This window comes from Halalkalibacter hemicellulosilyticusJCM 9152 (assembly GCF_000513115.1).
Taxonomy (GTDB): domain Bacteria; phylum Bacillota; class Bacilli; order Bacillales; family Bacillaceae_D; genus Halalkalibacter; species Halalkalibacter hemicellulosilyticus.
Genome location: NZ_BAUU01000011.1, coordinates 79642 through 102781, shown reverse-complemented (window position 1 = coordinate 102781; position 23140 = coordinate 79642). Strand labels below are relative to the sequence as shown.

Genomic DNA, 23140 nt, shown 5'->3' with positions numbered 1-23140 from the left:
CCACTCACTCCTTTAGCCTCTTCTCATTGTTGGCGGAATTTCATTCGTGTCTACTATCACTTCAATCACATTCGGTTCACTAAATTCAGTCGTAATCACTTGATTTAGAGCAAATGTTAACTCTTCTTCCGTGCGACATTTGTATGCATTAGCTCCAAAAGAATGAGCGAATTGTTGGATATCAACCGGATGATCAAGCATTGTCCCTACAGACATCCCAACATGAGCCTTCATCCCCTTATCAACCATATCCAACCCTTCATTATTTAAAATAATGAATAGTACGTTTGCGCCAGCATTTACAGCTGTCGAAAGCTCGGTTCCATGCATCATAAAGCAGCCATCTCCTGTTAAACAAACAATTGGTGTTTCAGGTGCAGCTATCTTAGCACCGATCGAATAACCAATCGCGTGCCCCATAGCTCCAAAAACATCATCAAAGAAGAACGTCCCAGGTTTCTTAATTCCATAATGCTTAATCGCGTAAAATGAGTGACTACCAGCATCACCGAACATGATCGTGTTTGCAGGTAAATATTTGTCCAAAATCGAAAGCGCATGAGCTGATGACATAAACTCTTGCTCCCGTTCCTTTAATGCTAGAGCTTGTCCACTTTCTTCAGCAACTGCATCCTCATGAAAGAAATGATCAACCTTTGTTTGTACTGCGGATCCTTGCCATTCATCACTAAACGGAAAATCATGTAGCTCAAGCTTGCGATAACCCAGATGCTCTGCACGCTCGATCTTTACAATCTCCTGGCTTTGTAACACTTCAATTCCTTTCTTTTGCAGTAGTGTGGCTACATTCATCTTAAGATCTCCGTATATAAATAAGGTTGGTACTGTAATTGTTTTCCCAACAAACATTGGGTCATAATCAAATTGAATGACTTTCTTTGGAAAGTGTTCTTGTGATAATCCAGCCACCGACATATCACTTAATTTAGTCCCCATAACAACCATCACATCAACGCCTTCTTCCAAATAGTTATGGGCTTGCTCATGGCCACCTAACCCAAACGCACCTAATGACAACGAATGATGACTGACAAAGGAGCCTTTACCACCTGGAGTAGTCATAACGGGAATATTCCAAGCTTCAGCAAATACTTGAACTTCTTTATATGCCTTACTCGAATGAACACCTTTACCTAAAAATAAGAGTGGCCGTTCCGCCTGTTCTAATAGATCAATCACCTCTTCTAAATTCGGTGATATCACATGCTGTTCTTTTGGAAGATTCAGTTGAAATGGTTCGACCTCAGCAAGCAGTACGTCTGCTGGAATCGACAAGTGAACAGGGCCTTTTATACCAATAAATGCTTTTTCTAATGCATGTCTTACATACGATTCAACTAAGTCTGAACGTTCAATTCTTGCACTAAACTTAGTGACATGCTTAAACATTTCTACAACGTCTGTACCAAATGGTGTAGAATCTTGCCCTAAGGCCTTACCGGTATCACTCATAGAAGGATGCCCCGTAATAATGAGTAACGGAATATGAGACGCCTTTGCTTGTCCCGCTGCTGTAATTAAATTCGTTCCTCCTGGACCAGACGTTCCAACTGCTACACCCAACTTCTGACTTAGTAATGAAAATCCAGTAGCTTCATACCCTGCTCCACATTCATGTCTGCTTGCGACAAATGATAAGCCCGCTTTATCAATCTCAACTGCTAGCGGAACGACTGCTTTTCCTGGAATACCAAAAACATGTGAGACTCCCCAACTCCTAAACTGCTCAGCTAAAATTGTGGCTACTTTTTTCATGAATAATCTCCTTTTTCTTTTTGAATTCCTCTACCAATTGTGGATATTGATCTGTGAATTCATAGGCAGGTAGTGGTTTCATAAAATAATAACCTTGTATGTTGTAGCATTCCTGAGAGTGTAAATAATGAAGCTGTTCCTCATTTTCGACACCTTCAGCAACGACATTAACCCCTAATCCATGAGCCATAGCTATAATCGCGCTAACAATCTGTTCATCGTTTTGATTATGAAGAACATTCATAACAAAACACTTATCGATTTTAATTCGATTGATTGCAAAGCACTTTAAATTCTTTAACGAACTGTATCCAGTACCAAAATCATCAATACTAACAGCTACTCCTAAACCTCTCAATTGATCTATGACTTTACGAGCATATTTATAATCCATGGCCATCGATTCTGTAATTTCAAGTTCTAGAAATTGTGGGTTTAATTGTGTTGATTGCAAAACGTGTTGAACAACATCAACTAAGTTTTGCTTTAAAAACTGCTGTGTTGATAAATTCACACTTACTTTCATATTAGGGAGACCACTTTCTTGCCACATTTTATTCTGTCTACAAGCTTCCATAATGACCCATTCACCAATTGGAACAATCAATCCGATTTTCTCAGCTAATGGGATGAAAATATTCGGCAAAATCATTCCAAGCTCAGGGTGATTCCAACGTAATAACGCCTCAACTCCTATTATTTCACCTGTTTGACTATTGATTTGTGCTTGATAGAACAGTTCAAATTCATTTTGTTCAAGCGCCTTTCTTAAATGGTTTTCAAGTGAGAATTCATCACTTGCATCTTGATGCATATCATTTTTGTAAAACACATAACCATTCTTTCCATGAGCCTTCGCTTGATACATAGCTAAATCGACCTGTACCATAAAATCTTCAATATCAATATTTTCTTTCGGGTATAAAGCTATTCCAATACTTGCTGTTGTGTGAAAGTGAAAATGATTAATAATAAATGGCTGTTGAAATTCTTCTATAATGCGACTAGCTACTTTTTTTGCCTCATCCTCACCTCCTATATTTTTAAGCAGGACGATAAATTCATCACCACTTATTCTAGCTAACATATCCTCTTGCCGTAAGCAACGCTTCACTCGTTCAGTTACAGAAATAAGTAATTTATCACCATTACTATGACCAAACGTGTCATTAATCGATTTGAATCGATCTAAATCGATTAAGAGAAGAGCAATTTCTTCATCTCGCTTTTTTTCTTTAAGTGTCGTTCTAATCTCTGTGTGAAAGTAACGACGATTCGGAAGGCCCGTTAATTCATCATGATAGGCTAAATAATTGTATTTCTCCTCCATCATATAGCGTTCTGTTATATCACGAAGCTGGGCAAATGATCCTATCATCTTAGCATTTTTATGATCATAAATCGGCTGTGCGTCAAACAGTGCAACAATATCTTCGCCTTTTTGGTTTGTAAACTTCAACTCCACATCTTTAAAGACATGTTCATCTTCAATCACTTTTTCAAAGTACAAGCCGAGTATAGAAGAATCGAGAATATTACGTCCAATAATATCATCGCGATTATTTCCCGAAATCGTTTCAGCAAACTGATTAAATTCAGTTACTGTCCCATATTCATTCGTAATGATAATGGCATTTCTCGTTCTTCTTAACATAATTTGATTTAAAATATTGAGCTTTCGATTTTGCTTTCTTAAAAGTAATTCTCTTTCAATGGAGTCGACAACATTGGATAGCATATTCAAGAACAGTGGATTTTGTTGCTCTGTCGTTGTCATTATGGAGAGGCTTCCTAAAAGATTATCAATGTCCGTATAATGAAACGAAACACCATAACATGCTGTATCATGTAAAAAACGATAATAATGGTTATCACCAATTAATTGAATTGGATGTCGATGCTTTAAAGCTAAGCTAATGACATTTGTACCCATTTCTTCCTCAGTAAATTGGGCTCCCAAACAAATACCAAGTTTTGTGACCATTTCTTTAATTGACTCATCCCCAACAATATCTAAGATGAACCCATCCTTGTCTGACATAACAAGCAATATAGGCGTCCCTTCAAGTGCCTTTAACAGTTTATATGAAAAGAAGCTCACAACTTCCAGTATCTCATTGTATTCTTCTCTCTTTTCCATTAATTCTTCACCTGTCATGACAATACTTGGTTGCTTCACATCATTTGGATTCATCCCTGCTTGCTGACAGTAATGCTTTGAGATACGAATGTATGGGGGATCCTTATGTACACTCATTACCTTTCATTCCCTTCAGTTAGGACTAGCTTAAATACTGCAAGAAAGCTTTATCACTCTAGTAAAGTATGAAATAGATGCTTATTCTTTCTATTACATATCATTATACATATAAATACCTTTAAATCCCATATATTTAATAAACATCCATCCATTTAACTAGTTTTTTTTCTGTCATAAGCAAAAAGACTTATTCATTTACTAGGTAAGTTATATGGCTACAAAAATTCACTCTTATGATGTTCCCGTTATCATCCTAAAGAAGGTGCCTTTATAAGGTTCCAACAACCTTAAGGCACCAACTAATCTCGATCCTGTTTCGTTCATTTCTTAATCACTGTTATCTCGCAAATCGTCTATATGCAAATAATAAACTAAAACCAGCTATCAGGACTATTAACCCAATAATCAATCCATTAAATAGGTTAGTTGCAGTTTGAGGAAGTGACTGATCATCTCCTTTAACTGGATTTTCTTCTGAACCTGCTTCTACACGATCACTATCTTCTGCCAATCCATCCAATGCAGCTTGTAACATTGCAATTACTTCTGCCAGCTCCTCTTCACTTTCTATCTCTACTAGTCTTCCTTGTGCTTCTTCAATCGCAGCTTGCAGTGCTGCAAATGACTCTGTTGTATACGTTCCATTTTCATTAGAAATCGACTTCGCTTTTGTGATGAGTTCTTCTAACTCGGTTGTATCTATTGGTGTTGGAGGGACTAGCTCCTCTACTTCTTCTAATCTATCTACCGCTAACTCTAGCGTCGCTATTGCTTCTGCCAGTTCTTCTTCACTTTCTATCTCTGTTAGCCTTTCTTCTGCTTCTGCTATCGCCGCTTGCAGTGCTTCATAAGACTCGACCGTATACGTTCCATCCTCAATAGAAATCGATTTCGCTTTCGTGATGAGTTCTTTTAGCTCAGATGTGTCTATTGTTGGTTTCTCTTCATCTTCTGGAACATAGAATATTTCTAGTCCATTTATTCGTTGACTAATAGACAATACTAATTGATTATCTGTTACGATCACTTCTTCTATAAGCTCCCCATATTGTCCAGCCGATGAACCAATTCGTCCAATCTCTTCACCATCTACTGAAAAAATAGACGTATTAGAAGCAATATCATCTCCTGCAATGATATGAAGTCGATATGTGACATTTCGTAAATCTACAATAAACTCAAAATCGTTATCAATAACGAAATCACGTCTTATATCGTCTGGACCACCACGATCTCGTTCAGCGACTTGCTTATTTAAACCGTACCCTCTTTCCTCCGAATATTCCATCGTATTTGATACTTGTTTAAATCCATAAGCGACCGGACTACCCTCAGAACCAAAATCAAATTTCACATTGAAATCATTCACATTTACAATTTCAACCGCATTAATTCGAGCCCATTGACCTGAAAATTCAATGTTTAATTGACCGTCTGAAACGATAACCGTCTGTTCATAAACAGCAAATTCACCGGCTTCCGTTCGAGCTCCCCCAACCGGATCTCCTCCTTCAAAAACGACGGTCGTATCATTACTGTCTGTATAAGCACCAGTAATGACCTTCACATCATATTCACCATCTGGTAAATCAACGATAAATTCACTATTGTTGGCCAAAATAAAATCTCTTCGCAAATCGTCTGGACCACCTTGATCACGAGTTCCGTCAGTATTTTGTCTAAACCCAAAACCAATGACTTCATCATAAACAGTCGTATCAGTAACCTTTGTGTAGCCATTAGCTAAAGGGCTATTGGCAGCACCAAAATCAAAGCGAAGTCCTGGTCCTAAATCAACGATTTCTTCTAACTGATCTAAAGCCGCTTGTAAATTTCGAATGGCTCTTTGCAATTCATATTCAAAGCGAATCATATCTAATTGTTGTTCGGCTTCAACAATAGCCTCTTGCAACCCTTCATAAGAAGCTTCCGTATACGTTCCATGCTCATTCGATATAGCCGAAGCCTCACTTATTAAGCTTTCAAGTTCTGATTTATCTAAGTCAGGTCCTTCCTCTTCAATATACTCTAGCTCACCGTAGAAATTAGGAATCGGGACGTATTTCCAATCAATATCTGATGCAAAGTAGAAACTTGGATAAGAGGGTTGATTGTAACTTGAATTTTGCCAAGCAATCCCCGTACGATATTGACTATCATGCATTAGCGTATAAAGCTTCCGATCAGTTACTTCTGTGTTCATATAAATTCGAATAGCAGAACTATCCGTCGTCCGTACGAGCAACTCTTCACGCCAATCTCCAAAGACATCTGCAACTAAAGAGGGATTTCCTTTTGTACCGTTATTCGTCAAAGTCCCTTCAGCTGTCAACATACGTCCACGTTCCCAGTCATCAATCGTAGGAGTATTATTTCCAGAACCATTGACAATTTGCGTAGACATATCTCCAGCCCACTTAATATTCATATTCGTCCCTGGACGACTAGTACCTAGTACACGTCCATCAGCTGTTCGAAGATCAATAGCCCATGTTTCAAGTCCTCTCTCGCCACGAACAACATCACCAATCATTCCGCGACCAGTGTCATCTCCAGTGTACTCACCGTAAAGGACCTCTCCGTCTTCAGCACTTCTAAGTGCAAATCCGTAAGGTGCCCAAGGACCTGCTTCAAACACTGAATAGATTTCCAACCCTGGTCGATCAGGATTTACATCTGCGACATGAAGCGCATCACCATGTCCAAAAATGACATAATCACCTGGAGCACCACTTCCTTCTGGTAAGTAATCCATTGAACTGTATAACAATGACCCGTCATGATCTAAAGTCGCACCACCGTGAATAATTTCATGCTTTCCATCACCATCAACATCGGCGACGCTAATTGCATGGTTACCTTGTCCAGCTAACCTAGCCAATGGATCATTTGCACCTGGTCCACCATGTGGTCCACTATTAAATGGGTTCTCCATAGCGACATGACCACTGTCTGCAATCCATACTTCTTCTAAATGGTGACCATTCCAGTTATATGCCGCAAATACAGCACGAGTATAATAACCTCGATTAAAGAAAGCCGATGGTCGTTCTCCATCTAAGTAAGCAACCCCAGCATTAAATCGATCAACTCGATTACCAGGTTCAATGCGTGGATAAGCATAATCCCCCCACATTAAACCATCATCGCCACGTCCAGGTTCATAATGAATTGTTTCTAATTCAGCCCCTGTATCGCCAGCAAACACAGTCAAATATTCAGGACCTGTAACAACAAATCCTTCAAAATTCCGTAAATCATTACGCTCACTTCGACTCGGTGCATAAACATCCATAAAGTAGTCCGTTAATGCCTCCGCATCCTCACGCGATAGTGGATATTCATATTGAATGTCTATCCCAAAACTTTCTTCTAACGTAGCTGGCCAATTTCCTGCTACAACTTCGGCATGGTCATGCAACCTAAGAACATTTCTACAACATGTTCATAATAATCTTCAGCACTAAAACGGTAATCATCCGTATGGCTATATCCAGCATCAAGATCAACTTGAGGCAATGTAATATATTCTTCAGAAACCACATTACCGTCCTCATCATAGCGAATAACTTTAGTTCCTGGAGCTGTCTTGAACATCAATTCAGCTTTTCCGTTCCCATCAAAGTCATACACGAGGAATTGAGTATAATGAGCGCCAGAACGAATATTAACACCTAGATCAATTCTGTATAAAAGTGTCCCATCAATCTTGTACGTATCAATGTACGTGTTACCTGTGTAGCCAACTTGAGACACATCTTTTGAATTAGAAGGATCCCATTTAACAATATACTCATATTGACCATCACCATTTACGTCACCAACACTCATATCGTTCGCTGAATACGTGTAAGTCTCCCCAGCAGGTGTCACACCATCCTCTGGCTTTTGCAATGGTATATCATAATAAGAGTGTTCCCAAGGTGTGACCACTTCACTTATATCACCAATTTCGTCTCCATCAACGACAGCACTTACATAATATTCCGAAGAATCAGTTCCTTCTGCATCAAGATAATTTGTACTCGTTGTAACAGTAGCAATCATTTCACCGTCACGATACACATTAAAATCAGTACCTCTCAAGCCAAAGTTAGAATAGGCTGACACTTCATTTGCTAATAATCGCCAACTTAGAAACACTCCCTCTGAGGTTGACGCTGCTACTAAACCACGATCTAAATCTTCTAATTGAACTGAAAATTGCTTTTCTATTTCTGATCTTACCGTATGAGAAACAGCAACTTCTTTTTCTCCAACAATAGCAGCTACTTTAAAGTAATGTGGCACATGTGTTGATCGTTCAAATGTATAAGACGTACTCGTTACCGTATCGACATGCTGATACTGCATGTTTTCAGTATCTTTATTTGCCCAATAGATAGCATATTCATCTGTATCATTATAAGCTGACCAATTCAAAGTGACAGAATGATCCGTTATATGAGTTACTTCTAAATCATTCACAACCTCATAACTTTCGGCTGATGCACTTAATTCTACACTGGAAAACATTGAAAATAACATAACCATAGACATAAAAATAGCAAGACTCCTTTTCCTTTTCAATCATACTCCTCCTCTTTTCATTACACATTTGTCTCAGTATTAATTCTAAAACGCAATACGAAATGTAACCTCCTCTCTTTTAAAGCGCTTACATTTTGTTATTGTGTAATCTAAGAAGTGTGTATATTATACAAAGATGTGACGTGAAACGATATACTAAAAATGTTCAAAAACTATTAATAAACAACAAAAAAATTGTATGTCAAATAAATCTTACTTTCAGCAATAATTATACTAGTTTATTACTCCTATACCAGCTGAGAAATAATCGTTCATCTAGACTATTACTCTTAATTGTTTTATTAATGAAAAAAATTTTTATAGAAACACGTTTCTACCTTCCATATTTACTTAGTCCTCAACAAACGAATAAATCACTTTGCTCACTTCTTAAGTTTTTATATTTACCTTATTTTTTCGTATAAGATGTACAATACCAATGCATTGAGCTAGGCTTACTAGCACCATCCTATCCTCTTTTCACTAATTCCTTTCCAACAACACGATTTAAAAATCCATGACCAATTAATACGACAACTCTTTCTTTTTCGCAGTATTTTCTAACTCACCAACAGCTCGTATTGCTCTTTTTCTAGCTCCTGGATAAGATTCGCACTCTTTTGTGTACCCGAAAAACTAGCATATTTTCATAAGAACAGAACATAGCTTAGTCTCTAATTTTAACCATTTCCACGGAAATATTGGCATCTCTATTTCACGATACAATGAATAGGAATAATAGCTTCGATTCATCGTTAATAAGTTCGCAATACGTACGAACTTAATGGTTTATCCTTAGCACGCTCTTTTTTAAACTTAATCGTTTACAACATTAACAACTACGAAGAGGCTAGGGAAAACGTTTTTTAAACCTAGCCTCTTCAATAACAAATTATTTATTTCAATATACTTACAGACGTGATCTTTTGAAAATACATAACTCGAATGGCTTAACCATAGTGAACTCACCTTTATAAACCGTATCATGTAGTTCATCATTCGATGCTAGGACTTCCCATGATGCTGAAGAAGGCAAACGTAAGCGGTGCTTTTGATTAGTTGGATTCACAAATACGACTAAATCTGTATTTATATCTAATAGAATATACCTAGAATAGGCGGTTGTACTTTCAAAAAGTGAATTTGTTTACGTATTTGATCCTTCGAACGCAAACGAAAAACACGATATTTTTTTCTTATTGTAATTAATTTCCGTATAAATTCTATATTTTCAGCGTCTACCTCTCTCTTTTCCCAATCAAGCTTATTTACCGTGTCTCCTGATATATAGCTATTTCCATCACCATGTTTTGTACGGAACCATTCCTGACCTGCATGAAGAAAAGGTATCCCTTGGCTTAGAAGTGTGATTCCTGTTGCCAATTGGTGCATTCGTTTTCGTGTTTCTTCATTATCTGTTGGATTAGTATTTTTGAGACGATCCCAAAGCGTATGGTTGTCATGACACTCAACATAATTAATAGACTGATTCGGCTCTGAAACAAATGGTATGCCATACTCATCTAAAACAGAACCTGTAATAAGGTGTGGCAGCCTTTCAACAAAACAGCCACCACCATTCACATAGCCTAGATCCCGATCACTGAATAATTGACCTTTTAGAGAATCTCGGAATAAGTCATTAAAAAAACCGACCTTTCGTAGTTGCTTAGCTTTATCAGGTGTTGTTTTCAATTCGTATCGTAATGCAGTTGGTAAATCCCAGCCCTCTCCTAGTAAAATAATCGGTCGCTCTTCTTTTTGACACCTTTTTTCAATCGCCTTTATCGTTTCTACATCCATTGATCCCATTAAATCAAAACGAAATCCATCAACTTGATATTCTTGAAGCCAATATGCAATCGAATCAACTATAAACTTTCTCGCCATGATTCGTTCAGTTGCAAAATCATTTCCAACCCCTGTTCCATTACTAACCTCTCCATTTTCATCATACCTAAAAAAATAACCTGGCACGATCTTTTCAAATGAGGATTCTTCTCTAATGTATACATGATTAAAGACGACATCTAAAATAACACCAATTCCTTCTTTATGAAAAGCTGAGATCATTTCTTTACATTCTTCCATTCGCGTTAATGGATTTAGAACGTCGGTAGAATAGCTACCTTCAGGAACTTGAAAAAATAGCGGGTCATACCCCCAGTTATAGCTCTCTTCTGGTTCAAGCTCATTCACCCGAGCAAAATCGTTAATTGGTAGCAATTGCACGTGTGTGATCCCTAAATCCTTTATATATGATATTCCTGTCGAGAATCCGTTTGGAGTAGTTGTTTTCGTTTCTGCTAATCCGATAAATTTGCCTTTTTCTCTAACTCCACTCTTTTCAGAAATCGTCGCATCTCGAACATGAATCTCATAAATAATCGCATCATTTAATGCTGATATTTCGTGATAATTCCTCTCTATTTTAGTAAACCCCTTTAACCTTTTTAGATCTACAACCACTCCTTTTTCGCTATTCGCAAGTAATGCCTTAGTGTATGGATCAATAGCTCGAACCACTTCTCCATTCACGAAAAGCTCATATTCATAAGTCATCCCATGTAAGTCTCCTTGAATCTCTACTTGCCAAATGCCTTTTTCATATTTTTTTAGTGACATAATATTATTATTTATATATAACTTAACGGATGTAGCTGTCGGTGCCCACAATCTAAATTTAGTTTCATCTTTCGTGCATATTGCTCCTAATTCAATGTCCATGTTCGTATAATTTTGCTCAAACCAATTCGTTCTAATAATGTTTCTAGGATAAATTCGAAAACGCTTTCCTTCGATGTGTAGAGATAGTTCTTCTCCTAATGGAAGGGGCTCTTCCACATGGAATTTTGCTGTATTCTCTCCTTCTATACCAACAAGATGCACAGAGAAATTTTGCTTCTTCCCTTTTATAAGAAGAGGGGTATTAAATGATAGATCCTCTAACCCTTCTGACGTTAGTCTCAAATCATGAACATCATCTAACCAAGCGATCGTAGAAGACACTGGACACTCCTCTTTTCTTATTTATTTATCTCACATTACGTTATTCATAAAACTTCATTAATGTTATACATTCTCAAAATTCATCATTAAGAGGATAAAATTTCTATTTTCATTTTGGACATTGTTTCAATTTTTAATCATTTTACTTAGTGCTATTTCCCAATAATTTGTTCGTCATAAATGGACACAACCTCCGAAATTCCCGCGTTAAATTGTCTAACACTTTTTCTTACATTTCTTTCAACTTCCTTTATAATGAATCATATCAACTTGAAAACAAGCTTGTCACCTCTAGTGTCATCATAACAATCCCTACACTAAACAACTACGATTACGTATCATTTTCTCTCAAGGTTCATGTAAAAGTGTAACAATTCCATAAAAATCGTAATGTTCGTCTATGAAAGGAGATTTTTACTTCATGAACGAGTTCATCACGGAACATGACATCTATTTATTTCACCAAGGTACACATTACTTCAGTTATCAGTTTCTCGGATCACATTCAGCTACAGTTGATTTTAAAAAAGGATACTTCTTCACCGTTTGGGCTCCAAACGCCTCAGAAGTAAGGGTAGTCGGTGATTTCAACAAGTGGGACGGTTCTCATTTCAAGCTAGATAAGATTTCTAATCAAGGACTTTGGCACCGTTTTTTCCCTTCTATTCCTGCTGGTTCTTCATACAAGTATGAAATACACTCAGGATCAGACATTCCATTTTTAAAAGCTGATCCTTATGCGTTTCAATCTGAGATTAGACCTGCTACAGCTTCGGTTTTGACAACCGATTCAACATTTCAATGGGATGATACACAATGGAGAAGATCACAAAAAGAAACCAATCCTTTAAAAATGCCGATTAATATTTATGAAGTCCATATAGGATCTTGGCGAACACATGCAGATGGTACACTTTACAGCTATAAAGAGCTTGCAAAAGAATTAATTCCCTATGTGAAATCTCTCGGCTACACCCATATCGAGCTACTTCCACTTGGTGAACATCCATTTGATTTGTCTTGGGGATATCAACAAACAGGCTATTATTCTGTCACATCGCGCTATGGTCATCCTAATGATTTGAAATACTTTATAAATGAATGCCACTTAAATGAACTCGGTGTCATTTTAGATTGGGTACCCGGACACTTTTGTAAAGATGATCATGGCTTACGCCTATTTGATGGTACCCCAATCTACGAATATGCCGATCCTCGTAAAGCTGAGAAACGAAATTGGGGCACACTTACGTTTGATTTTGGTCGACCAGAAGTACAAAGTTTTTTAATATCAAACGCTCTCTATTGGTTAAAGGAATTTCATTTTGATGGACTTAGAGTCGATGCAGTTGCCAGCATGCTCTACTTAAACTTTGACAATTACGATGGTGAAGAGAAATTGTACAACAGCTATGGTGGAGAAGAAAATCTTGAAGCAGCTGCTTTTTTAAGAAAGTTAAATGAAGTCGTTTTCGACTATAAACCTCACACATTAATGATGGCAGAAGACAGTACAGATATTCCACTTATTACAAGTCCGACTTATGCTGGTGGACTCGGATTCAATTTCAAATGGAACATGGGTTGGATGAATGACACGCTTGACTTTATGGAGCGTGACCCGGTTTATCGAAAATGGCATCATCAATGCTTAACATTCCCAATTATGTACACTTACTCAGAGAATTTTCTTCTTCCCCTTTCGCATGATGAAGTTGTACACGGAAAGAAATCATTGTTGAACAAAATGCCTGGTGATCAGTGGCAACAATTCGCAAACCTTCGATTGTTGTACGGCTATATGATGACTCATCCAGGTAAGAAGCTACTATTCATGGGTGGGGAGCTCGGACTTTACTCTGAATGGAAAGACAAGGAACAGCTTGATTGGCATTTAATCGATTATCCTTTGCATAAAGCTATGTTCGATTTCGTAAAGGACTTAAACCACTTCTATAAGCATGAACCCTCTCTTTTCGAATGTGATCATAAAGTGCATGGATTTGAATGGATTGACCCTCATAATATCGATCAAAGTATCATAGTCTTTTTGAGGCGAGGTGATTTGGCAGGTGAAGAACTTATTATTGTTTGTAATTTCACCCCAAATGTCTATTACGACTATAAGGTCGGTGTACCATACCCAGGTACATATAAAGAGGTGTTCAATTCAGATGCGGATAAATACGGAGGCTCTAATCAATTAAATGTTGGACGTTATTTCAGCTTCCCAGAGAAGTGGCATGGACATAACCAACATATCAAAATCAAAATTCCGCCATTAGCCATATCTGTTTTTTCAACACCAACAAAGGGAGTCAGTACTTGAGGAGGATATTGGATGAAAAAAGAATGTATCGGGATGCTATTAGCAGGTGGAGAAGGCAAGCGTTTAGGACTATTAACAAAGAATTTAGCAAAGCCAGCCGTACACTTTGGGGGGAAATATCGAATTATTGATTTTACGTTAAGCAATTGTACGAATTCAGGTATTCATACGGTTGGCGTGTTAACCCAATATTCTCCATTTGAACTAAACAAGCATATTGGAATCGGCAAACCTTGGGATTTAGATCGACAGCACGATGGTATTTCAATCCTATCACCTTACACAGCAAAAGGTGGTGGAAGCTGGTATTCAGGTACGGCTGATGCCATTTATAAGAACATTCATTATATTGAACAATATGATCCTAAATACGTGTTAGTCATATCAGGTGACCATATTTATCAAATGAATTATCAAGAGATGCTCCAGCAGCATAAAGAGACAGGTGCTGATGTAACAATCTCCGTTATGGAAGTAACTTGGGCTGAGGCTTCACGTTTCGGAATCTTAAATACAATGGACAACTTGCAAATTTATGAATTTGATGAAAAACCAGCTACTCCAAAAAGTAATTTAGCTTCAATGGGAATTTATATTTTCAATTGGCAAACATTAAAAAAATTTTTACTCGATGATCAAATGAACCAAGATTCTTCTCATGACTTTGGAAAAAATGTTATTCCTTCCATGCTCCTTCATAATCAATCTATATATGCATATCGATTTGATGGTTATTGGAAAGATGTCGGTACGGTACAAAGCTACTGGGAAGCAAACATGGACTTACTAGACGATGATTTAACCCTGTCCTTAAACCATAAGAATTGGCGCACGTATACACAAGACTCAAATTTCCCACCACAATTTCTAGGAGAACATGCTGTTGTAAAACATTCCTTGATCAATTCTGGATGCTGGATTTGTGGTTCGATTGATCACTCCATTATTTCAAAAAATGTTTCAATTGATATTGAAAGCTCCGTCAAACAATCCATTTTACATCCGAATGTTAAAGTAGGAAAAAATGTTACACTTGAACGTGTCATCGTGATGGAAAATACCGTTATTCCTGACGGATTTCACATTACTTCTAGTCCTCATGACGAGCCACTTGTCATAGATCAATCTAGTTTAGAACTAATGATGTCGAAATCATAATAACTGTGAGGTGAGATTCAAATGGATACGATGATGGGCGTTATAAACCTAGAAAATGAACGAGATTTTTTAAATGAATTAACCTATTTCCGTTGTGGTGCAGCTGTTCCTTTTGCTGGTCGGTATCGTTTAATTGATTTTACTCTTTCAAACATGGTCCAATCTGATATAACAGAGGTCGCCATCTTCACACGAAATAAGTACCGTTCTCTCATGGATCACCTTGGAACAGGTGCTGATTGGAACCTTGACCGTAGATATGGAGGGTTATTCATCCTTCCTCCAGACTGGAATGATCCAACTGATATATCAAAAGGCGATCTTAGGCATTTCCATAACAATCGTGATTATTTTGAACGAAGCAATTCAGATTATATCTTAATAAGTGGCAGTCAATTTGTAGCAACATGTGATTATAAAGAAGCCTTTCAACTACATTTAGAAACGAATGCCGATGTTACGCTTATTACAACGTATATATCAGAAAATAAGCCTGAACATCAAGCTTATATGCGTATTGAACAAGACGAGCATAATCGCGTCACCCATATGACACACGATAAGACAAACCCACAGTTATTTACTGGTGCCTATATTATAACGAAAAAATGCTTAATGAAACTTGTAGATCAGTGTATTGCTTATCATCAAGAAAATCTTTTCACCAATGGAATCATTGACAACCTAGATTCATTAATTGTTCAGTCCTACGACCATAGAGGTTATAGCTCTTTTATCAATTCAATTGAAAGCTATTATCGCCATAACATGCATTTACTCTCTGCGAACCATTATAAAAATCTCTTTTATCAAAACCCTTTTGTTTTAACAAAAATCAGCAATGAACCTCCGACGAAGTATCGAAAAGAAGCAAAGGTCATGTCATCTTTACTCGCTAACGGCTGTGATATTAAAGGAAATATTAAGAACAGTGTCTTATTTCGGGGCGTAAAGGTTCAAGAAGGAGCGACGATTAAAAACTCCATTATTATGCAAAACTGCACTGTTCAAGCAAACGCCTATTTAGAAAATGTCATTCTAGATAAAGATGTCAACATCTCAGAAGGTCAAACATTAGTAGGAAGTGTTGATAAACCATATGTTGTCCCGAAACGAAAAATTGTTTAATCAGTCATACACCACATTAAACTTAATTTGAAAGGAGAAGAGATCGGATGAATGTATTATTTGTCGCTTCTGAATGTACACCCTTTATTAAAACTGGAGGATTAGCTGATGTAATTGGATCTCTTCCTCATGCATTAAAAACTCATGAACATCTCGATGTTAGCGTCATTCTTCCACTTTATGATGAAATCTCACAAGATTGGAAGAACCGAATGACGTTTAAAGCGATTGTCCCTGTAGAAATTGGTTGGCGCAATCAAACAGCTGAGCTTTATTATTTAAATGAAGATGGTGTTCACTATTACTTCCTAGCAAACACATTTTATTATGAAAGAAAAGGAGTCTATGGCTACTATGATGATGGAGAGAGATTTTTATTTTTTAGTAAAGCTGTGATCTCATCACTTGATTACTTAGATTTCATTCCTGATATTCTCCATGCTCATGATTGGCAAGCGGGGCTAACAGTAGCCTTTGCGAAAATCTATCAGCCTATTGAACGGATGAAAGCGATTTTCACTGTACACAATATGAAATATCAAGGTCTAATACCTCTTGATATGTATGAAGATTTCTTTTCTCTACCGAGAGAGCATATCGGTGGCATGGAATGGGATGGCATGCTTAATTGCTTAAAAGCAGGTATGTTTCATGCTGATAAAATAACAACCGTTAGTCCGAGCTACGCGAATGAATTGAAAGACCCATACTATAGTGAAGGACTACATCCTTTATTAAATGAACGTGAAGCTGACTTCTGTGGAATTTTGAATGGAATTAATACGGATGAATACAACCCATTGAAGGATCCATATATAGACGTACCATATAGCTACTCCCGTGCAAAAAAGAAATTAAATAAATTAGCTCTTCAAGAGGAGCTTAATCTCCAAATTAGTGAAGAGAAACCGTTATATGTTATGGTTACACGTTTAGTTGAGCAAAAAGGGTTACACTTAATTGAATGTATTTTAGAAGAATTTATACAAGAGGACATTCAATTTATCGTATTAGGGACCGGCGAATGGGAATTTGAGCGTTACTTTTCTTATCTAGCTAATAAATACCCATCAAAATCAGCAGCAATTTTAACCTTTGATGAGGCTCTCTCACGCAAATTATATGCTAGCGCTGACTTTTTCCTCATGCCATCTCTGTTTGAACCTTGTGGATTATCCCAACTTATTGCTCTCCAATATAAGACGGTACCAATCGTTAGGGAAACAGGCGGCTTGAAGGATACGGTTTCTTCTTACAATGAGCTAACAGGTGAAGGAAACGGCTTTAGTTTCACCAATTATAATGCCCATGATTTACTAACCGTTCTTCACTACTCATTGCGGGTCTATCACGATAACGAAAATTGGAAGCAACTATGTAAAAACATAAACAAATGCAAATACGATTGGAAGCATTCAGCAGCTGAATATAGCCGCTTATACAAATCAGTGTTAACAGAACAAGGAGTGAGCCAAAATTGACCTATCAAAATGTGGATGAATTCATCAGCCTAATAACTGAAAAGATTCGTACACTTTTCGGTAAAGAGTTACACAACGCTAACGAAAAAGACGTATACTATGCTCTTGCATCCATCGCCAATGATGAAATGCATCCACACTGGTGTAAAACGAATGAGCATTACGAGCAAAAAAAAGTAAAAAAGGTCTATTACTTATCAATGGAGTTCTTGATCGGTCGACTTCTTGAAAGCAATTTACTAAATTGCGGGCTCCTAGATGTGACGAACATCGCTTTAAAAAGACTTGGGTTTAAACGGGATGCGGTCTTTATTCATGAACATGATGCTGGGCTTGGAAATGGTGGCTTAGGACGTTTAGCCGCCTGCTTTCTTGATTCACTTGCCTCGCTTCAATATCCAGGACACGGCTGTGGCATTCGTTACCGTTATGGATTATTTGAACAACGGATCATTCATGGCCATCAAATCGAATTGCCTGACTATTGGTTAAAGGAGGATTATCCTTGGGAAACTCGAAAGTCAGAAGAAAGTATTTCTGTTCATTTTGGTGGGAGTGTACACATGCATCGCCGTGCAAACGGTTCTTTAGAATTCCGTTACGAAAATACCGATGAAGTTATTGCTGTACCTTACGACATTCCGATCAGTGGTTATCATAATCATACAGTTAATACGTTACGACTCTGGAGTGCCGAATCGCAAGATAGAAATGATGTCGCAAATCACAGTGATCATTATTATCATGCCCTTGATCATACTCACTCGATTGACCAAATATCCGGTTTTTTATATCCAGATGACTCAAGCTATGAGGGTAAAAAGCTTCGTCTGAAACAGCAATACTTTCTCGTTTCAGCAAGCATTCAAAACATATTACGTCACTATTTAAACGAAGGTCGCGGCCCACTCACACAATTATCTGAGCATATTGTTATTCAGATTAATGACACACACCCTAGTTTAGCAATTCCTGAGTTAATGAGACTGTTAATGGATCATTACGACCTCAATTGGGATCAGGCATGGGAAACTACCCATAAGACGATTGCATATACAAATCATACAACACTAAGTGAAGCCCTCGAAAAGTGGCCAAAAGACATGGTTCAGAACCTTCTTCCACGTATTTACATGATCATTGATGAAATAAATGAGCGTTTTTGCCAAGGCCTATGGTTTGATTGTCCTGAGATGCGAGAGCATATTCCCGCGCTCGCGATTATTGCTGATGACCAAATTCATATGGCACGTTTAGCTATCGTTGGAAGCTTTAGTGTTAACGGTGTTGCCAGGCTCCATACAGAGATTTTAAAGAAGAAAGAAATGAAACTTTTTTATCAGCTTTTCCCGAAACGATTTAATAATAAAACAAACGGCATTACGCACAGAAGATGGCTTCTTCAAGTGAACCCTCACTTAGCTAACGTCATCACAGATGTCATCGGTCCAGCATGGATTAAACGCCCGAATCAGCTTATTAGCTTGCTTCGCTATTCGAATGATCCAGCCTTTCTTGAACAAATAGAGCAGGTCAAATTACAAAACAAACGAACACTAGCTCAATTTATTTATGACAAAATGGGGATAAAGGTGAACGAGAAGTCCATTTTTGATGTTCAAATTAAACGACTTCATGAATACAAGCGACAGCTTTTGAATATTTTTCATGTCATTTACTTGTACAATGAATTAAAGGATAATCCCAAGCTTGACCTTACACCACGTACCTTTATTTTTGGAGCAAAAGCAGCCCCTAGCTATCATCTTGCGAAAGAAGTCATTAAACTCATTCATACCGTCGCTTCTTTAGTGAATCATGACTATGACGTAGCGGATAGAATCAAAGTTATTTTCTTAGAAAATTATAATGTTAGTTTAGCAGAAAAAATAATACCAGCAGCCGATATAAGTGAACAAATTTCCACCGCTAGTAAGGAAGCTTCTGGTACTGGGAATATGAAAATGATGATGAACGGAGCATTAACAGTAGGAACAATGGATGGAGCGAATATTGAAATACGTGATTTAGTAGGAGATCAACACATTTTTATGTTCGGACTTACTTCAGATGAAGTACTCCATTATTATGAGCATGGAGGTTATTCCGCACGAGACATTTATAATACCGATGATCGAATTAGTCGAATTCTAGATCAATTAAACAGTGGTGTATTTGGAGAACAAGAAATGGAATTTAAGGACCTTTACTATAATATTTTATATCATAATGATCCCTACTTTGTTCTAAAGGATTTCGATCCCTATATTGAAACTCATGAGCTTGTAGAACAAGCTTATCGTGACCGGTCAATATGGCTTAACAAAAGCATTACAAACATTGCTTATTCTGGAAAATTCTCAAGTGATCGAACGATCCAACAGTACGCATCAGAAATATGGCAGCTCACCAAAAATCCTATTAAATAAACAGGTAGGATAAGAAAAACGCAACAGTGGCTTTTCTTAAACGCGTTGTGTGGAGCCGTTAAATAGGGTTTGCGTGTATCAAGCGTGGCGACAGCTTTAGCTAACCTACTTGCACAGTGCCAACCAACAAAGGGAATTCTCATTCCTCTAAATCAGAGAAAAAACGCTTCCTGAGAAGAAAATGTCATCCTCATTCCGCTATTTTGGCTTTTATGGCTCCTTTTGGACTCATTCAGCTTAAATAGCGGAATGAGAAACCGTAACGACATGAAACATGGAATGAGGGGGGGGAAATAGAGGAATGAGGAACCGCATAGAGCACGTAACCTTTGCATCCCGCTTCTACCATACTTATTTTTGAAGTTTATCTGAAAGTGGGGTTCTTTCAGATAAACTTGTAACGTGCGAAGCCAACGCCACCTGCGAAGTCGCCTACATATTCCTCGACTTTCCCTAACTTACTTCTGTGACATTTATAAATTCTGATTCAACAAGAAAAGTCGCGTAGCAGTCTTTTCAAAACGGTCTTCCAAAACTAATTTTTAATTCCATCCCGTAAGTGGATTCGAAGCGACTGATCACATTATCCTCTGTTAATTTCAATTCCTTCAAGCAAATTCGTAACAACATGACCCGCCATTATAAGTCCGGCTACTGAAGGCACAAATGCATTTGAAGATGGGGGCATTTTGGCCTTACGAATCTTTCCTTCTTCTGCTGCTTCTGGGACAATCTCTTTTCGAATGTCCTCACGAATCCGAATTGGTTGCTCATCCGAATACACCACTTCAATTCCTTTTCGAATCCCTTCCTTACGTAATCTCGTTCGAATCACTTTTGCAATCGGGTCATGAGTAGTCTTAGAAATATCCGTAATGCGCAAACGTGTTGGATCCATTTTATTTGCTGCACCCATGCTAGAAATGATTGGAATGTTTCGATTAAGACACTCCTTCATTAAGTGAATTTTATATGAAATCGTATCACTTGCATCAATCACATAATCTAAATCATAGCTAAAGAATTGTTCATACGTTTCCTCCGTATAAAACATTTTCAAAGCGACGACTTCGCATTCTGGGTTAATATCCATAATACGCTCTTTCATTAATTCGACCTTTTGCTTCCCGACTGTTGATAGTAATGCATGAATTTGACGATTTACATTCGTAATATCTACATCATCCTTATCAACGAGTACAAGTTTGCCAACTCCTGAACGTGCTAACGCCTCTGCCGAAAAGGAACCAACACCTCCAATACCTAATACTGCTACCGTACTTCCTTTTAAGCGATCTAAACCATCATGACCAATCGCCAGTTCATTTCGTGAAAATTGATGTAACATTCTATTCTCCTTTCATCACTTATTATGTAACATTTCTATGATGTCAAAAAAAGCAATCCATTTTAAGTTATGATACACTTATAACAGAACAATCATTCAGTGAGGTGTCATTCATGGATTTGCTAGCTACTCAGCCTTGTGTTGAAATTAAGCAACAAATAAAGTGGACAGAGAAAGTCATAGTTGAAACGGTCTATGAATTGAAATTATACGATGAATGTATAACCGTCAAACAAGAACGTTTCCCACTTACTTCGATTTTTGATATTTCGTATCGAAAGAAGCCTCACTCGCAGGATATGGGCTTTTTATATTTACACACTGCAAATGGAGTACGGACTTTCTATATTAAAGAAGAACCTACTTCATTATTAAATGCTTATAAACAACTAAAACTAGATCGTCCCGAATTGCGCTGAATATAAGGCTTTGACTCGCTTTCTTAAAGAAACATCACCGTAAATTGGATAATGTGGGAATGGCAGATTACCTTTGATCCAATTGGCGATAATCCAGCCTTCCCCATCATGATGCGTATACGTATCTATCACTTCAACACCGGTTTCCTTCACCCACTGTAGAGCCTTTTCTCTTTGAGTGTGTGTGACACAGACTAACATATGTGTATACGGGTGCTCTACTAGAGATGAAGATGAATAGGAACGCTGCCATGAACCGAACCGATTATGGAAAAGAAAGTCTTCAATCATGCTATTAGCTGTTGCATCCTTTCCGGCACCAGGACCAATAAATAATAACTGATCAATTTGGTCGCCTTCGATCGATATTCCATTTGTGACTCCATTCACATAAGTAAGTTGCTCCGATTGACATAAGAATGCAGGATATACGCCACCAACAATCGAGTCGCCCTGCTTCCATGCTTCTCCTATTAGCTTTATTGTAAAACCAAATTTCTCTCCAACTTCAACATGCCAATCCTCTAATTCTGATATACCCTTACGAATAAGCTGCAACCCATTCGGCCACTCTCCAAAGCAAAGACGGCTTAATATACGAATTTTATACCATGAATCATACCCGTCTAAATCTTCACTCGGATTTGATTCTGTATAGCCTTTTTCTCTGGCATCAGTTAACGCTTCTGCTAAGAAGCGATTATGCTCGGTCATCTCGGTCAGTACATAGTTAGTCGTCCCATTCAAAATTCCTGAAACGCGAGAAATAGAAGTGGCGCTCAAAGTTCCCTTTAATGCATTAATAATTGGAATACCACCGCCAACCGATGCTTCATACCCGTAATACGTCTGTTGCTTGCAAGCCACTTCCTCAAGCTCTTTTCCTTTTTCAGCAACGAGCTTTTTATTAGCGGTTATGACTGGAACCCCTTTTTGAAGCCAATGCTTTGAATAGAAAAAAGCAGACTCAATTCCACCGATTGCCTCAAAAATAACATCATAATGCGCCACTTCACAAAACTGCTCCCACTTTGTCGTCACAATAGCCGGAATATGTGTCGCTCTCTGCTTTTGCCGATCTTTAACTAAAATAGCCTTCACTTCAATTGGCTCACCAAGTAATAATTCTAATTCCTCTGACTGATGTATACGCTCATAAACACCACTCCCAACAGTTCCATAGCCAATTAACCCCACTTGTATCATCGATAATCCCCTACCTCTGCTACACGCT

Annotated in this window: 12 protein-coding genes and 1 pseudogene; 6 read left to right on the top strand and 7 right to left on the bottom strand. The window is 37.8% G+C overall.

Annotated elements, in window-relative coordinates:
* Positions 1–12: 12 nt before the first annotated feature.
* The 5 genes and pseudogenes from JCM9152_RS08420 to pulA all read right to left on the bottom strand — a co-directional run bounded on the left by JCM9152_RS08420 (position 13) and on the right by pulA (position 11614).
* Positions 13–1776 carry a thiamine pyrophosphate-binding protein gene (locus JCM9152_RS08420; RefSeq protein WP_035343114.1) on the bottom strand — a complete coding sequence of 588 codons (1764 nt, stop codon included), beginning with the start codon at positions 1774–1776 and terminating at the stop codon, positions 13–15.
* Complete coding sequence (locus JCM9152_RS08415; protein ID WP_052015773.1) at positions 1748–4033, bottom strand: putative bifunctional diguanylate cyclase/phosphodiesterase; 2286 nt, start codon at positions 4031–4033, stop codon at positions 1748–1750. The genes JCM9152_RS08420 and JCM9152_RS08415 overlap by 29 nt, the downstream gene beginning before the upstream one ends.
* Positions 4034–4373: 340 nt before the next feature.
* Positions 4374–5909 (bottom strand): LPxTATN C-terminal sorting signal domain, encoded by a 1536-nt coding sequence (locus tag JCM9152_RS24000; protein WP_369384544.1) that lies wholly within the window; start codon positions 5907–5909, stop codon positions 4374–4376.
* A gap of 165 nt (positions 5910–6074) precedes the next feature.
* Positions 6075–8575, bottom strand: a pseudogene (locus tag JCM9152_RS23230) (rhamnogalacturonan lyase family protein); the annotation flags it as partial.
* Between the two features lie 1125 nt (positions 8576–9700).
* Positions 9701–11614: a type I pullulanase gene (gene pulA, locus JCM9152_RS08405; RefSeq protein WP_052015770.1), complete on the bottom strand. Its 1914-nt coding sequence runs from the start codon at positions 11612–11614 to the stop codon at positions 9701–9703.
* A 421-nt stretch (positions 11615–12035) separates the two neighbouring features.
* Here pulA and glgB point away from each other — a divergent pair, with 421 nt between their 5' ends.
* Genes glgB through JCM9152_RS08380 form a run of 5 tightly spaced genes read left to right on the top strand, consistent with a single transcriptional unit; the run spans position 12036 to position 20139 of the window.
* Positions 12036–13943, top strand: a complete 1908-nt coding sequence (gene glgB, locus JCM9152_RS08400) for a 1,4-alpha-glucan branching protein GlgB (protein WP_035343112.1) — start codon at positions 12036–12038, stop codon at positions 13941–13943.
* A gap of 12 nt (positions 13944–13955) precedes the next feature.
* Positions 13956–15101: a glucose-1-phosphate adenylyltransferase gene (locus JCM9152_RS08395; protein WP_035343109.1), complete on the top strand. Its 1146-nt coding sequence runs from the start codon at positions 13956–13958 to the stop codon at positions 15099–15101.
* Positions 15102–15122: 21 nt separating this feature from the next.
* Positions 15123–16229 carry a glucose-1-phosphate adenylyltransferase subunit GlgD gene (gene glgD, locus JCM9152_RS08390; protein WP_035343107.1) on the top strand — a complete coding sequence of 369 codons (1107 nt, stop codon included), beginning with the start codon at positions 15123–15125 and terminating at the stop codon, positions 16227–16229.
* Positions 16230–16276: 47 nt separating this feature from the next.
* Positions 16277–17710, top strand: coding sequence for a glycogen synthase (locus tag JCM9152_RS08385; RefSeq protein WP_035343104.1), 1434 nt, complete (start codon positions 16277–16279; stop codon positions 17708–17710).
* Complete coding sequence (locus JCM9152_RS08380; protein WP_052015767.1) at positions 17707–20139, top strand: glycogen/starch/alpha-glucan phosphorylase; 2433 nt, start codon at positions 17707–17709, stop codon at positions 20137–20139. The genes JCM9152_RS08385 and JCM9152_RS08380 overlap by 4 nt, the downstream gene beginning before the upstream one ends.
* A gap of 583 nt (positions 20140–20722) precedes the next feature.
* Here the strand turns inward: JCM9152_RS08380 and JCM9152_RS08375 are convergent.
* Positions 20723–21487 carry a tRNA threonylcarbamoyladenosine dehydratase gene (locus tag JCM9152_RS08375; RefSeq protein ID WP_035343102.1) on the bottom strand — a complete coding sequence of 255 codons (765 nt, stop codon included), beginning with the start codon at positions 21485–21487 and terminating at the stop codon, positions 20723–20725.
* 113 nt (positions 21488–21600) lie between these two features.
* On the opposite strand from JCM9152_RS08375, the gene JCM9152_RS08370 reads away from it, so the two are divergent.
* A complete protein-coding gene (locus JCM9152_RS08370) occupies positions 21601–21906 on the top strand; it encodes a hypothetical protein (protein WP_035343101.1) in 306 nt (101 codons plus the stop codon).
* On the opposite strand, the gene JCM9152_RS08365 is transcribed toward JCM9152_RS08370, so the two are convergent.
* Entirely contained in the window at positions 21883–23112 is a 1230-nt protein-coding gene (locus tag JCM9152_RS08365; RefSeq protein WP_035343099.1) for a homoserine dehydrogenase, read from the bottom strand. The two genes, JCM9152_RS08370 and JCM9152_RS08365, sit on opposite strands and share 24 nt — an antisense overlap.
* Between the last annotated feature and the right edge of the window lie 28 nt (positions 23113–23140).